The sequence below is a fragment of the uncultured Campylobacter sp. genome (genome assembly GCF_937921625.1).
Lineage (GTDB): Bacteria > Campylobacterota > Campylobacteria > Campylobacterales > Campylobacteraceae > Campylobacter_B.
Window position 1 is genome coordinate 1 of the sequence record NZ_CAKZTI010000052.1, and the last position, 12776, is coordinate 12776.

General features: G+C 47.9%; 14 protein-coding genes and 1 pseudogene. 4 read left to right on the top strand and 11 right to left on the bottom strand.

Annotated elements, in window-relative coordinates:
* Positions 1 to 220: 220 nt before the first annotated feature.
* Genes Q0101_RS08200 through gap form a run of 3 tightly spaced genes read right to left on the bottom strand, consistent with a single transcriptional unit; the run spans position 221 to position 3127 of the window.
* Positions 221 to 913: a triose-phosphate isomerase gene (locus Q0101_RS08200; protein WP_297944222.1), complete on the bottom strand. Its 693-nt coding sequence runs from the start codon at positions 911 to 913 to the stop codon at positions 221 to 223.
* Positions 910 to 2121, bottom strand: coding sequence for a phosphoglycerate kinase (locus tag Q0101_RS08205; protein ID WP_177386771.1), 1212 nt, complete (start codon positions 2119 to 2121; stop codon positions 910 to 912). The genes Q0101_RS08200 and Q0101_RS08205 overlap by 4 nt, the downstream gene beginning before the upstream one ends.
* A 1-nt stretch (position 2122) precedes the next feature.
* On the bottom strand, positions 2123 to 3127 hold the full coding sequence (gap, locus tag Q0101_RS08210) for a type I glyceraldehyde-3-phosphate dehydrogenase (RefSeq protein ID WP_297944225.1): 1005 nt from the start codon (positions 3125 to 3127) through the stop codon (positions 2123 to 2125).
* A gap of 135 nt (positions 3128 to 3262) precedes the next feature.
* Here gap and Q0101_RS08215 point away from each other — a divergent pair, with 135 nt between their 5' ends.
* Together Q0101_RS08215 and Q0101_RS08220 are read left to right on the top strand one after the other, a co-directional pair.
* Positions 3263 to 3640, top strand: coding sequence for a hypothetical protein (locus Q0101_RS08215; RefSeq protein WP_297944227.1), 378 nt, complete (start codon positions 3263 to 3265; stop codon positions 3638 to 3640).
* Positions 3641 to 4014: 374 nt separating this feature from the next.
* Positions 4015 to 4383: a hypothetical protein gene (locus Q0101_RS08220; protein ID WP_297944230.1), complete on the top strand. Its 369-nt coding sequence runs from the start codon at positions 4015 to 4017 to the stop codon at positions 4381 to 4383.
* Between the two features lie 182 nt (positions 4384 to 4565).
* Here Q0101_RS08220 and Q0101_RS08225 read toward each other — a convergent pair whose 3' ends face one another.
* The 6 genes from Q0101_RS08225 to Q0101_RS08250 all read right to left on the bottom strand — a co-directional run bounded on the left by Q0101_RS08225 (position 4566) and on the right by Q0101_RS08250 (position 9326).
* On the bottom strand, positions 4566 to 4847 hold the full coding sequence (locus Q0101_RS08225) for a barstar family protein (RefSeq protein WP_297944233.1): 282 nt from the start codon (positions 4845 to 4847) through the stop codon (positions 4566 to 4568).
* Positions 4844 to 5587 carry a ribonuclease domain-containing protein gene (locus Q0101_RS08230; RefSeq protein WP_297944236.1) on the bottom strand — a complete coding sequence of 248 codons (744 nt, stop codon included), beginning with the start codon at positions 5585 to 5587 and terminating at the stop codon, positions 4844 to 4846. The genes Q0101_RS08225 and Q0101_RS08230 overlap by 4 nt, the downstream gene beginning before the upstream one ends.
* Before the next feature lie 2 nt (positions 5588 to 5589).
* On the bottom strand, positions 5590 to 6153 hold the full coding sequence (locus Q0101_RS08235) for a DedA family protein (protein WP_297944239.1): 564 nt from the start codon (positions 6151 to 6153) through the stop codon (positions 5590 to 5592).
* Positions 6154 to 6630: 477 nt separating this feature from the next.
* Positions 6631 to 7212, bottom strand: coding sequence for a lipid-binding SYLF domain-containing protein (locus Q0101_RS08240; protein WP_297895124.1), 582 nt, complete (start codon positions 7210 to 7212; stop codon positions 6631 to 6633).
* Between the two features lie 10 nt (positions 7213 to 7222).
* A complete protein-coding gene (rny, locus tag Q0101_RS08245; RefSeq protein ID WP_297923524.1) occupies positions 7223 to 8776 on the bottom strand; it encodes a ribonuclease Y in 1554 nt (517 codons plus the stop codon).
* A complete protein-coding gene (locus Q0101_RS08250; RefSeq protein WP_297944242.1) occupies positions 8709 to 9326 on the bottom strand; it encodes a 5-formyltetrahydrofolate cyclo-ligase in 618 nt (205 codons plus the stop codon). Before Q0101_RS08250 ends, rny begins: the two co-directional genes overlap by 68 nt.
* Positions 9327 to 9407: 81 nt before the next feature.
* On the opposite strand from Q0101_RS08250, the gene Q0101_RS08255 reads away from it, so the two are divergent.
* Together Q0101_RS08255 and ftsY are read left to right on the top strand one after the other, a co-directional pair.
* On the top strand, positions 9408 to 9989 hold the full coding sequence (locus Q0101_RS08255) for a TlpA disulfide reductase family protein (protein ID WP_297944245.1): 582 nt from the start codon (positions 9408 to 9410) through the stop codon (positions 9987 to 9989).
* The gene (ftsY, locus tag Q0101_RS08260) at positions 9989 to 10852 is read left to right on the top strand and encodes a signal recognition particle-docking protein FtsY (RefSeq protein WP_297944248.1); all 864 of its coding nucleotides are present in this window, start codon (positions 9989 to 9991) and stop codon (positions 10850 to 10852) included. The genes Q0101_RS08255 and ftsY overlap by 1 nt, the downstream gene beginning before the upstream one ends.
* 235 nt (positions 10853 to 11087) lie before the next feature.
* Here ftsY and Q0101_RS08265 read toward each other — a convergent pair whose 3' ends face one another.
* Both Q0101_RS08265 and Q0101_RS08270 read right to left on the bottom strand, forming a co-directional pair.
* Positions 11088 to 11540, bottom strand: a complete 453-nt coding sequence (locus tag Q0101_RS08265) for a hypothetical protein (protein WP_297944250.1) — start codon at positions 11538 to 11540, stop codon at positions 11088 to 11090.
* Positions 11541 to 11553: 13 nt separating this feature from the next.
* Positions 11554 to 12776 (bottom strand): annotated as a pseudogene (locus tag Q0101_RS08270) (hypothetical protein); the annotation flags it as partial.

A 12776-nucleotide genomic window follows, 5' to 3' on the forward strand; every position in this document is an offset into this window, starting at 1 on the left:
TCACGAACCATATGTTCGCTCCGCTTATTTTTTAAATTTTGCCTTGACTAAGCGAAAAATCCTGCGCAATTTGACTTAAAAATTTTGCAACCCAAATTTGAAACCAAATTTGATAGCGGCAGTATCGTGATATGGATTTTAATGTTGTGCAGAGATTTTAAATCAAGACTAGGCGCATAGCCTGTCGCGGACTTAAAATTTCAAACTCATTAAAAGACGCTCACGAGACGACGCATATAAGCTCCAAAAACTTCGAGGCGTCCCAGCTTGCTGTGCCCACTAACACCCCGTCGCAACCTCTTATCGCGCAAATTTTTGCGATATTTTCAGCATTCACGCTGCCGCCGTAAAGTAGCGGCGCGGGGCTTTTGGTGCGCAAGAGCTTCAGCATTCTTTCGATCTGCTCGCACTGCGCACTTCTGCCCGTGCCGATCGCCCAGACGGGCTCGTAGGCTAGTACTAAGCTCGAATATTTCAGATCGATACCCTCAAGCTGTGTCGCTACAAACTCCTCGCTGCGGTTTTGCGCAAATGCCGCCTCATCCTCGCCGACGCAAAAGACGATGCGCCAGCCCTGCGCTGCGGCAAAACTGAATTTCTCTCTTATCAGCTCCGCGCTCTCACCCAAAATAGCGCGCCGCTCACTATGTCCGATAAGAACGGTTTTGATGTCAAATTCCGCAAGCATATCGCCACCGATCTCGCCCGTAAAGCTGCCGTGCGCGGCAGGATAGAAATTCTGCGCGCCTTGGGTGAAATTTTTTACCTTCGCGCAAAATGCGCTAGCAGGAGGAAAAACCAAAATTTCATCCTCGCGCGAAATTCCACCCGCTAAGCCTTCATCTAAAGTTTTAGCGTACTGCTCAAAGCTAGCTCGGGTATGGTTGCATTTAAGATTCGCTGCCAGTATCATCGCAGCTCCGTTTTAGCAGTAAGCACTCGCACGCCCGGCAGCTCCTTGCCCTCGATGAGTTCTAAGCTCGCGCCGCCTCCGGTAGAAATAAAAGTCATATCGTCGGCGTTGCCAGCGCGTTCGACGACATCTGCGGTATCGCCGCCGCCCACTACGGTCGTGGCGTCGCTATCTGCGATCGCGTGCGATATATGCAGGCTGCCACGAGCGAATTTATCGATCTCAAAAACCCCCATCGGTCCGTTCCACCAGATCGTTTGTGCATCGTCTAGGGCTTCTTTAAAAAGCGCTACGGTCGCAGGTCCGATATCTAGCCCCATCCAATCGCTTGGAATTTCTTGGACGGTAACCTTTTTTGTAACGGCGTCTTGCGAGCATTGTGGAGCTGCAACAGCATCGACGGGGATATAAATTTTAACCCCAAGCTCGCGAGCATTGCGGAGAATATTTTTTGCTTCCTCGATTAGATCCTCTTCGAGTAAAGATTTGCCGATGTCATATCCAACGGCTTTTAAAAACGTAAACGCCATGCCGCCTCCGATGATGAGCTTATCGACTTTAGGAAGTAAATTTTTAAGCGCCTGAAGCTTGCCGCTTACTTTGCTGCCGCCCGTTACGGCTACGAAAGGACGCGCAGGATCTTTAATAAGGTCTTTAGCAAATTTTATCTCTTTTAGTAGCAAAAATCCCGCCGCCTTATGCGCCTCATCGTAGAATTTCGTAATCGCCTCTACCGAAGCATGCGCGCGGTGGCATACGCCAAAAGCATCGTTGATATAAAATTCCGCGTAGCTTGCGAGCCTCTTAGCTAGCGCCTCGTCGTTTTTGCTCTCGCCCTTTTCAAAGCGCAGATTATCCAGCAGAAGCACTTCGCCCTTTTTAAGCGAATTTACCGCAGCTCCTGCCTCCTCGCCCGCGACGTCGGAGACAAATTTTATCTCGCGCTCCAAAAGCCTAGATAGCCTCTTTACCACAGGCTTTAGGCTAAGTCTTTCTTCGTATCCGTTTTTCGGGCGCCCTAAGTGACTGGCTAAAATTACCGCACAGCCCTCGTCTAAGCAATATTTAATCGTAGGGATAGACGAACGGATGCGACGATCGTCCGTAATATTGCAAAACTCATCCATCGGCACGTTAAAATCGCACCTGATAAAAACGCGCGCGCCATCTTTAAATTTCAAATCTTTAATCGAAAGAATTTCGCCCATCTTATTTCCTTCTTTTTGCCGCATATAAGGCTAAATCGATGAGGCGCTCGCTATATCCCCACTCGTTGTCATACCAGCTCATCACTTTTATCAGATTGCCGTCAATTACCTGCGTGCAGTCGCTAGCTACGATGCTGGAGTATTCTGAAGTACAAAAATCGCTGCTGACGCGGCTATCGTCGTCTACGAGCAAAATTCCTTTCATCTCTTTAGCGGCATAGCGGCGGAAAATTTCATTTAGCTCCTCAGCGCTCGTCTGCTTGCGCGTTAGCACTGTTAGATCAACCATCGAAACGTTAGCCACCGGCACGCGCACCGATTGTCCGTGCATCTTACCGCTTAGCTGTGGAAGTACCTTACTAATCGCTTTTGCCGCACCCGTCGTGGTCGGAGCGATATTAAGAGCTGCGGCGCGTGAACGGCGAAAGTCCTTGGCTTTTACATCGACTAGGCTCTGTCCGTGCGTATAGGCATGAATAGTCGTCATCAGACCCTTTTCGATACCAAGCTCATCGTCTAGAATTTTTGCAATCGGAGCCAGGCCGTTAGTGGTGCAGCTAGCGTTTGAGATGACGCGTTGTCCTGCATAAGCGCCCTCATTAACGCCGATTACAAAAGTAGGCGTATCATCCTTGGCAGGCGCGCTCATTACGACTACACCGATACCGTTATCTATGAATGGCTTGCATTTTTCGCTCGTTAAAAATACACCAGTACATTCAAGCACAGCTTCTGCACCATCGCCCGCAAAATCAAGCTCCGCAGGCTCTCTGGTGGAATAGACGCGGATCTTTTTGCCGTCTACGGCTATGCATTCGTCGCTTAGAATTTCTACTTTTTTACGAAACTCGCCGTGAACGGTGTCGTATTGAAGCAGGTATCTCGTAAGCTCGCGCTTAGCGGTATCGTTGATCGCCACAAGCTCTACATCGTCCCTGCTTAGCGCAATTCTAGCCGCGCACCTACCGATCCTTCCAAAGCCGTTAATTGCGATTTTTACTGCCATAAGTTCTCCTTTTTTTCGGATTTTCGGAGAGAATTTTACTAAATTTGGGTTAATCTTTGATTAAATAAAAAGTCGCGAAATCTAGGATTTACTTTTTGGCTATATAATTCGCGAACTTTTTTTAAAGGAGAAAAAATGAGACGAATTGTATTCTCGTCATTAGCGGCAATCGCGATTTTAAGCGGATGCAACCAACCTAAGGCCGATACGGCTCCGCAGCAAAAGCAAGAGTCTGTAGCGCACACGATCGTATTTCTACTCGGAGAGACCGGAGATAAGCGCATCAGCCTTAGCTCGAACGATATGTTCGCAACGGGCGTGTTAACCGACGAAAAAGGCAAAAAGCATAATCTTAAACGCGCGGCTTCCGCAAGCGGTATAATGCTTACGAACGCCGAAGGCATCGAGCTTCTTTTCAAACGTGGAGAGGGAGTGTATACACCGGGAAAAGGCAAGAAGGATATTCCGGTAACCTACACCGAGCACGAGCACAAAAGCGGCGAAATGATGTAGCCGCGGCGGGGTTAAATTTAAGCGCCCCAAAAAGCGAATTAAATTTAACCCCTCGTTTCTAATTTCGACTTCTTTATCCGTAAAATTTAACTCTCGTTTCAACCTCTTTGATCTGCGATGAAATTTAATCTTTTGTTTTCGCTTCTTTCGTCTACGCAAATTGAGCTTTTTTTGTAAATTTGAGCTCGCGCTCACCGAAAGCAAGCTCCGCAAGCCCGAAATCCTCAAATTTTAAAAATCTCCATTTAATTTGCGCTCTACCTACGAATTTTTAGTTTTAAACCGAATTTCACTTCAAATTCGATAAACTGCACCGAAATTTTAATAGGTCGGTGCAAATACGTCGCAAACATATAATTTAGCGAGATTACCGCATGGATAGCATTAAATTTTACCTAAACGATTACGAGGTGGACGGCCGGAGCCTTACCGAAGTCGCCGTTGCAATAAACAGCGAGCCTCTGCTTGAGCTGATTAGGCGGCGCGAGCAAAGCTTTGCGGCAAAGGACGGGCAAGCTAGCATCGCGGGAGACTACGCCTATTTGAGCCTAATTGATTTTAAAAAGCTCTTTTTGGACGCGCTCTTGCCTAACGGACAGCTTGCGGCTAGCAGCGAGCGAAGCGTCGTGCTACTGGGCTGTCCGTGCGGGATCTGGAGTTGCTGGTATCTCGCGCTTAGGGTTAAATTTGAAGCGGATACGATCAGATTTAGCGACTTTACAAACCCGCGCCGCAAAGATTAGCGGTATAGGCTTGAGTTTAAATTTGACCGCGTGAGCTTTGTGAGCGAAATTTCTAAAATCGCCTCTTTTAATAAGCTCTAAAATTCAATAAATTTTAACGGCGCTCTCGAAACTACGCCGAAACAAACCTACCTTTTCCTCGGCAAAATTTAGCTTTAAAGCGGAATGGCTGCCGCGCAAGTTCATAAGATTAAAATTTTCGCTTTGCCGCTTCGCAAAACCTCGAGCAAAATATCATAAAATTTACCCAGTCTTAGCTTTAAAATTCCGCCCCTTTTGATGATCACGAAGACCCGCTCGCCCCGCTCGCCAAGCACGTCGTAGAGCGCGTCTAAATTTGCGACGTATTCGGGCTTGAAATTTAGCGCTGCGGCAAATAGCGCGAAAATTTGATCTTTGCGCCTAATCTTTGCGCCGTCGATGATGATCTTTGCGGCGCTGCGCGTTTTAAAATTTAAGCTCATTGCACTCGCTCGAAGCTTTCGTAATGATCGGCGGTGTAAAAGATCAGCCCGTCGTTTGAAAATATCAGCCGCTTTGCGTCGCGCGGGCCGCCGCGATACTCGATGTCGCATTCGCGCCAGATCCGCCCCTTTTTATCAGGCAATCTGCGCTCGAAATTGCCGAAGCGATCGCCGCCGATGCTCTTGCCGCGCGCGTATCGCCACAGATCGCCGCCCTGCCAGCCAAGCTCGCCCGCCTGCTTTTTCGTGATAAAATTTTGCGGCAAAGCGCCCGTACGGCGGATATGAGCGCTCACACACTCCCTGCTTATGCAGGGCTCGTCTGAGGGCTGATTTTTAGAATTTACGGCGGGATTTTGCGAGTGCGAAGCTTCATAATCTGCGCTGCGTCGCCTGTGAGCGTCCGCCTCATCTTTGGGATTTGCCGCGGCGGGCTCGTTTACTTGCGGATGAGATTTTAAATCTCCTAGGTCTGCTCCGCGCCCTGCTCCGCCGTCTGCACTTCTTGCGTCGCTCTCATCTTTTGCGCCGTCGCTGCTTTCTGGATTTTCGGGGCTTGAAATTTTACGATCGGTGCTGCTTTTGATATCTTGCGCGCCGCTTTTACGAAAAGCGATATCCAGGGTTTTTGAGGTAAAAACCCGTTCATCTTTAGCCGCGGAACCGTGCGAATTGGAGATAAAATTTAGCGCCAAAAGAAGTGCTGCGAAAATTGCTAGCGGGATCAGCTTTTTTGCCACCGCTAGCCTCTTTTGCGGGTCGCGAAGCGAAAATAAAGCACGATCGCCGCTACTATCGCGCCTAGAGCCAGCGGAGCAATCCACGGTGCGTCCTTGACATGCGCATAGAGCCCGCGCACGAAATCGCCCGCGTAGTAGCTCAGTAACCCCACCACAAGCGCCCAAATGAGCGAGCTTACGGCATTGATGACGCTAAATTTTAAAAATGAATATTTTGTGATGCCGATCGCGATCGGCACGAGGGTTTTGAGGCCGTAGATAAATTTTTTAATCAAAATGATGCGGTCGCCGTATTTACGAAACAAAATCTGCGCCAGAGCGAGGTTTCGGCGCTGTTTGCGCAGATATGGCATGATCTCTTTTTTATTGTAGCGGCTTACTAAAAACAGCCCCGAATCGCCTATGAAGTTCGATATGCAGGCGATTACGATGCATAAGACGATATTGAGCTCGCCGGCCGAGCTTAGCACGCCCGCCGCCGCAAGCGCCAAAAATCCTCCGCCCAGCGAATATAAAAACAGTATCAGATACCCCCACGTATGGAGGTTTGCAAACATCGACTCCATCAAATCCTTTCATTAGATCGTATAAAATTCTATAATTTTTGACTAAAGCAGCTTTGAAATTCGGTGCAAAAACTTCACTCCAACGTCCTGCGCTACTTGATTTTGCTGCGACATTAAATTTAAAATTCCGCACGGCTGTCGCGAAATATAAAATTTCGCCGCAAAATATCAAGCGAAATTTTAAAATAAAATTTCTAGGCATCAAGTAAAATTACCGCAAAATTTAGCGATAAAATTTTGCAATTCTAAATTTAATTACAAAATTTGGACTTCTTTAGAATTCAAAGTAACTCGCGAATTACGCAGGATTTACGCGATATCCTCAAATGCCTCCCACCCCGCGAATTGCAATAAAATTGCGCACCTAAGTCTATTATTCTGCAGAAATCACGCGAGCAAAATTCCAAGCTGCTAATAAAACGCCCATAAAGCAAAATTTTTCGCTAAGCTATGCGCCTTAGCATCTTTAGCTAAATTTTACTCATCTGCGCCAATTACTCGCATCAAAAGCGCATAGCCCTCGGTATTTGGATCAAAAGCGCGGTCGTTTTTGGTCTCTAGCACCGAACCGCCCAGACTCACGCCCGCAAACAGCCCGCCTTTATTCGTAAAGACGTACATATCTTGATTTAGCACATCTAAAGAGCCAGAATCGGCGCTGTAGTTACCTGCAACTGCCGTAGCGTCGCCCGAAAGCGTGATTTGTGAATTTCGCATTTTTTGGATTACATCGTCATGCATTACGAAAATGACTAGATAATTATCCTCATACCCGATCTGAAGTCCTACGCTGGCGCTGCTGATCTCAGCGCCGCTAACGCTATGCGCGCCGTCGTTATTATAGATAATGATCCCCTCGCCATACATTCCGCCTATGATGAAACCCAGCTTCTTGACGCTCGGAAATATCACTATCGCGCGAGCTTGCTGCGCTAGGTATTTATACTGCGTGTTCGTGCGCATCACCGACGAATAGGCGCTCGCGCTATCAATGATGAGCTCATCCTCAGCAAATGCCGCGCTAAAAAGCAAAAATAAAGCGATTATAAATTTTTTCATTTCATACTCCTTATTTGGCTATCTCGACCGCGCGAAGCTCGCGTATGACATTGACCTTGATCTCACCTGGGAATTGAACCTTGTCTTGGATATCAGAGGCGATCTCTTTAGCGACCAAAACCGCCTCATCGTCGTTCATAAGCTTGGCGTTTGCGATGACGCGAATCTCGCGACCTGCGTTGATCGCGTAGGCTTGCTTGACGCCGGTTTTACTCATCGCGATCGCTTCGATGTCGCTAACGCGTTTTAGATAGCTCTCTAGCACCTCTCGTCTAGCGCCCGGACGCGCGGCGCTTAGCGCGTCTGCGGCACAGACTGCGGCACTTTCCACGCTGGTAGCCTCCTCGTGGCCATGGTGGGCGTAGATCGCGTTTATCACTACCGGATGCTCTTTGTAGCGGCGGCAAACCTCGGCGCCCAGATCTACGTGCGAGCCCTCATACTCGTGAGTTAGCGCCTTGCCGATGTCGTGAAGCAGGCCTGCTCGCTTGGCCAGCTTTTGATCTCCGCCCGTTTCTGCGGCAATGATGCCCGCGAGATGTGCGACCTCAAGGCTATGCGCAAGGGCGTTCTGTCCGTAGCTGGCGCGAAATTTAAGCTTCCCGATAAGTTTTAAAATTTCGGGGTGAATTTTGCTAAGACCTAGATCCATTACGATATTTTCGCCCTCTTCAGCGATGCTAGCTTCAAATTCATCGCTCACTTTTTTGTAGATATCCTCGATGCGCGCAGGCTGAATTCTGCCGTCCTCGATAAGCGTTTCGATGACGCGAACGGCGATGGCGCGACGGTATAGATTGTGTGAGCTTACGATGATCGCATTTGGGGTATCGTCGATGATAACGTCCACGCCCAGAGTCATCTCAAGCGCCTTTATGTTGCGCCCCTCCTTGCCGATGATGCGGCCTTTAAGCTCGTCATTTTTGATATTTACGACATTGATAAGTCTCTCAGCGGCAAACTCGCCCGCAAAGCGCGACGTAGCCTGCGCCAAAATATAGTTCGCTTTTTTTCGCGCCTCTTTTTTGGCTTCCTCTTCATATTTTCGCACGATGTGAGCGATGTCGGTGCGGCTTTGCTCCTCGACCTTCTTAAGCACCTGCGCGCGCGCCTCATCCTGCGTAAAGCCCGCCACGCGCTCAAGCACTTTAAGCGCTTCGGCTAGCTTCTCTTCATAGCTTTTCTTTAAATTTGAGCCCTCTTCGTAGAGGAATTTCGCCTCTTTTTTGGCGCTTTCGAGCTCTTTTTTGCTGTCTTTTAAAATTTCTTGCTCGGTTAGAAGTGCGTGCTCCTTTTTACCGAGCTCGTCAAATTTAACGTTAAATTCCTTCTGCAGTTTGCTTGCCTTATCTTCGTATTTTTTCTTAGCTTCAAACTCAGCTTCCTGTACCGAAATTTTAGAATTTCGCAAGATGCCCTCGGCTTCAAATTCTATAGCTTTGGCTTTAGCTTTAGCTTGTTCTACGAAAAAATCGTAATTGGCGTTATTGATCTTTCTAGCTACTAAGTATCCTATGCCAGCGCCCACCGCAAGAGCGCACAAGGCGATTAAAATCTCTATCATATTTTCCTCTTTTTAGGTAATTTTGGCTCGGAGTTATGTAAAAATCACCCTTTGCGTCGTGATCAAACGATAAAATTTCACTGCAAAAGCAGTCTTTTATACTCACGAATGCGATTGCGGGCTTAAACTTAAGACCTGAAAAAAACATATCGTAAAATCCTTTCCCATGTCCTATTCTAGCCATTGCGCCATCCACTCCGATAGCTGGAACCACGGCTAGATCGACCTTCTTAAAATACCCGTTTTGCGGAAGCGTCTGCCGCAGCCCAAAGCGCGAAATTTTAAAAGGTAAACGCAATCTTACCATTTTTAAACTAATATCCACCATAAACGGAACGTAAAATTCGCAGCTTTTTGATAGCTTTTTTCTTAAAATCAAAACGTTCGGCTCGTAACTCATCGGCAAAAATATCAAAATTTTACGCGCTTTTAAAAATTTTATCAGCCGCTCAAGCCGCCATAATAGCTCATAATGCTTGCATCTAGCCGCACGCGCGGCGTGAGATTTTAGACGCGATTTGCAGATTTTTCTAAATTCATTCTTTTGCATCGTTTGATCTTTCGAATAAAATATTAACGCTTATTTTAGCTATTTTTTGTATAATTTTGCGATTAAATTTTAAGGTTTATTATGAAATTTCGTTTTTTTCTAGCGCTTTTTACGGCTTTTTTCTTTCTTGCAGGTTGCGGCGATGATGAGGATAAAAAATCAAGCGATACCCCGACCGAGGCCAACGCCACGCAGCCGCAGTCCGAAACCGAAGCCGTAATCCAGGTCGATTATACCGCTCCTTTTACACTTCAGCTAAGTAACGGAAAAATTTTAAATATGCAAAAGACGAAGCAAGGCTTTCGTATCGATAATAACTCCACCGTGACGCTATTTGCATTTTTTACGCCGTGGTGCGACGCCTGCGCAGTGCAGGTAAGCGCGCTAAATGCCGCCAAACAAGCCTACTCCGGCAAGCTTGACATAATCGGCGTGATGATCGGTGATGCAAATTTAGACGATGCAAAAAATTACGCAAGCGCGCACGAGGTAAATTACGCGATCGCTTACGGCGAAGGAACGGACTTTTTTACAAAGGCGCTAGGCGGCATAAGCGAAGTGCCGTATATGGCGATATACGACGAAAAGGGCGAGTTTAGCGCGCAATATTTCGGGCTGATGCCGGAAGAAATTTTAATGACCGAATTGGAGAAAATTTTCTGATGTTCGAATTTTTTAAAAAAGGGCTTAGCAAGACCATAGACGCGATGCGAGGCGCGAAAAGCGAAGATAAAATTTCAAAAGAAATTTTAGAAGAGATGCTGCTTGAAGCCGACGTAAGCTACGAACTCGTGGAGGAAATTTTAGAAAAGCTGCCCGCAAAAAAGCTAGTCGCTAAAGATGATCTTAAAGGCGTTTTGAAGAGCTATTTTAATTACGAGATTGCCCGTCCTGCGGATGAAAAGCCTTTCGTCGAGCTAATTTTGGGCGTAAACGGCGCGGGCAAAACTACAACAACCGCAAAGCTTGCAAATTTATATAAAAATAGTGGCCAAAGCGTGATTTTAGGCGCATGCGACACCTTTCGCGCGGGCGCGGTCGAGCAGCTGCGCAAATGGGCGCAGATCCTAAATCTACCGATCGTGGCGACCGCGCAAGGGCACGATCCCGCAGCCGTGGCGTTTGACACCGTTAGTTCGGCAAGTGCCAAAAACATTGATCGCGTCCTGATCGACACCGCAGGGCGCCTGCAAAACCAGAAAAATTTAGCCGCGGAGCTAGAAAAGATCGTGCGAATATGCGACCGCGCAAAAAGCGGCGCACCGCACCGCAAGATCATCGTGCTCGACGCCACTCAGGGCAATCACAGCGTCGCGCAAGCCAGGGCGTTCAACGAGATCGTAAGGCTTGACGGCATCATCATCACGAAGCTTGACGGCACGCCCAAAGGCGGCGCACTTTTCGCCATAGCGCGCGAACTGCGGCTGCCGATACTTTTCGTCGGCGTGGGCGAGCGAATGGAGGATTTGGCGGAATTTAACTCGGATCAGTTCGTAGAGACGCTGGTGGATGGAATTTACGCCTAGGCCTTGCGCCCGCGTAAATTTATATATTCTCGTCAAAGAAGTTTAAATTTACGCGCTGAAATGCTCGGCAAATTTTGCCGCTTTATTATCTTAGAATAAATTTTACTTAAAATTTTGCGATTTTCGTTTAGGATTTTGCAAAATTTTAGCTCACGCACCGCATAAAAACGCGCTCACCCGCGTCCATTCGCACCAAAATACGCAAAATCCCTCCGCCATCAGCAAGGCAGCGCGCTTATAAGAATTCCTCAATGATTTCGAGCTGTTTAAATTTTACGGTTATCCTCTGTCCGCTCACAAAGATAAAATCATACTCGCAAATGCCTTCCCGCTTTAGCGAAAATTGATGAACTATCAGATCGTTATTTTTAAAGCTCTTATCGTCCGTTTTAAAGCGGACGGCTAGGACGTTTTTGAAAACAAATTTAAAATTTCTATCTCGGTAGGGCGATAAAAATTTCATCGTTAATTTATCTTCGTTTTTTAAAATAGCGAATTTAAATTCAGTCAAAACGGCGTCGTGAAGGGTTTCTTTTGTATTAAATAGATACCTTTTCGGATCCGAAACGAACTGCCTGATAGGCTTTGCTATTTCGTTTTCATTCTTGCGAAGCGACTTAAAATAATCATCAAGATACCAAATACCGCCCTTTCTTTTTATTTTCGCCGTGATCACCCGTCCATTCATTTACGCGTTTTTCTTAAATTTTACTCACGTGCACTGCATGAAAAAACCCGCTCACCCGCGTCCGCTCGCACCAAAACACGTACAAGATCCCGCCGCTGCCGAACATCACCTCGCCGCCTTGCTCGCAGCTTGGAAGCTCGCTGTCAAGCTGCATCAAAAACTCCATCTTCTCGCCGCATATCGGACAGCGCGGCACCGAGGCGCCCTGTATCCACGAAGGCTCGCCGCCGATGCGCGCGAGGTTTTGCCTGCTGTTTGACATCCCCAAGTCCTGAGCCGCCCAGCGCGCCGGCGTGGGCGCAAGCACTACTTCGCACTCCTTTATCGGTTCGTCCTGCGCGTATTCCACCTGCGTCCTTTCGCCGATACGTCGTGGCATACCCTGCGCGTCGTGCTCGTAAAAGACTATCTCGCCTTCGTTTACCTCTCTAACGTGAGCGGCGAGGATTAGGCGCGGCAGCGATCGCACGGGCAAGTCACGAGGCAGCGGATCAAGCGTGATGAGATGAAATAGCGGATTTTGCGCATCGCAGTCCGACTCGTCCAAGACTCCGCCGAGATTATAGCCTGCCTTGCCGCCCTCAAACCGCCAGGTTGGATGGTACTTCGCCAGATGCGGCGCGTAGGGCGCGCCAAAATAGCCACGCGGAAAGATTATGTGATACACGCGCTGACTGCAGTATCTTTTGAGCCTGAATTTCTCACCGCCAAAGCAAATTTCATCGTTCGGCGCTTTTTGTGATTTATCGGAGTCGGTTTCGTCCGCGTTAAATTTAACGACGCTTGCCACATTGCACGTTTCATTTAAATTTACGTTAGCTCGCGATACGTTGCGCTCGCTCGTTTGGGTTTGTTTGACGCCGACACATTCGTCCGCATCCATTTTTAAAATTTCATCCGCTGCCATTTGAGCCGCACCATCTGCGTCAAATTTAGTCCGCTCAAAGGTAAATCCGACAGCCTCCAGCCAATAGCCGATATACTCAAGCAGATCGCACGGACGGTCGAAAAAATCCTCCGCAAGCGCGAACTCGCAGGCAAATTTCACGTTTCGCGGCTCGCGGGTTTGCAGCAGGCAGCTAAAAATTTTTTGCTTATCGTCTTTGCTCGTCTGCGGATCCGCAAGCCTCTCGCGCCAGATTTGCGAGCTCTCGTAACTAAGCCCGCGCCACGGATACTCCGCATAATACGCGCTCTCGTTCGGCTGCAATTTAAAAAGCTCGCCCAGATACGGGT

Bases quoted from the DNA above. Each gene is read 5' to 3' on its own strand.
- Q0101_RS08200 (WP_297944222.1), bottom strand. From the start codon at position 913: ATGATACTGGCAGCGAATCTTAAATGCAACCATACCCGAGCTAGCTTT.
- Q0101_RS08205 (WP_177386771.1), bottom strand. From the start codon at position 2,121: ATGGGCGAAATTCTTTCGATTAAAGATTTGAAATTTAAAGATGGCGCG.
- gap (WP_297944225.1), bottom strand. From the start codon at position 3,127: ATGGCAGTAAAAATCGCAATTAACGGCTTTGGAAGGATCGGTAGGTGC.
- Q0101_RS08215 (WP_297944227.1), top strand. From the start codon at position 3,263: ATGAGACGAATTGTATTCTCGTCATTAGCGGCAATCGCGATTTTAAGC.
- Q0101_RS08220 (WP_297944230.1), top strand. From the start codon at position 4,015: ATGGATAGCATTAAATTTTACCTAAACGATTACGAGGTGGACGGCCGG.
- Q0101_RS08225 (WP_297944233.1), bottom strand. From the start codon at position 4,847: ATGAGCTTAAATTTTAAAACGCGCAGCGCCGCAAAGATCATCATCGAC.
- Q0101_RS08235 (WP_297944239.1), bottom strand. From the start codon at position 6,153: ATGGAGTCGATGTTTGCAAACCTCCATACGTGGGGGTATCTGATACTG.
- Q0101_RS08240 (WP_297895124.1), bottom strand. From the start codon at position 7,212: ATGAAAAAATTTATAATCGCTTTATTTTTGCTTTTTAGCGCGGCATTT.
- rny (WP_297923524.1), bottom strand. From the start codon at position 8,776: ATGATAGAGATTTTAATCGCCTTGTGCGCTCTTGCGGTGGGCGCTGGC.
- Q0101_RS08250 (WP_297944242.1), bottom strand. From the start codon at position 9,326: ATGCAAAAGAATGAATTTAGAAAAATCTGCAAATCGCGTCTAAAATCT.
- Q0101_RS08255 (WP_297944245.1), top strand. From the start codon at position 9,408: ATGAAATTTCGTTTTTTTCTAGCGCTTTTTACGGCTTTTTTCTTTCTT.
- ftsY (WP_297944248.1), top strand. From the start codon at position 9,989: ATGTTCGAATTTTTTAAAAAAGGGCTTAGCAAGACCATAGACGCGATG.
- Q0101_RS08265 (WP_297944250.1), bottom strand. From the start codon at position 11,540: ATGAATGGACGGGTGATCACGGCGAAAATAAAAAGAAAGGGCGGTATT.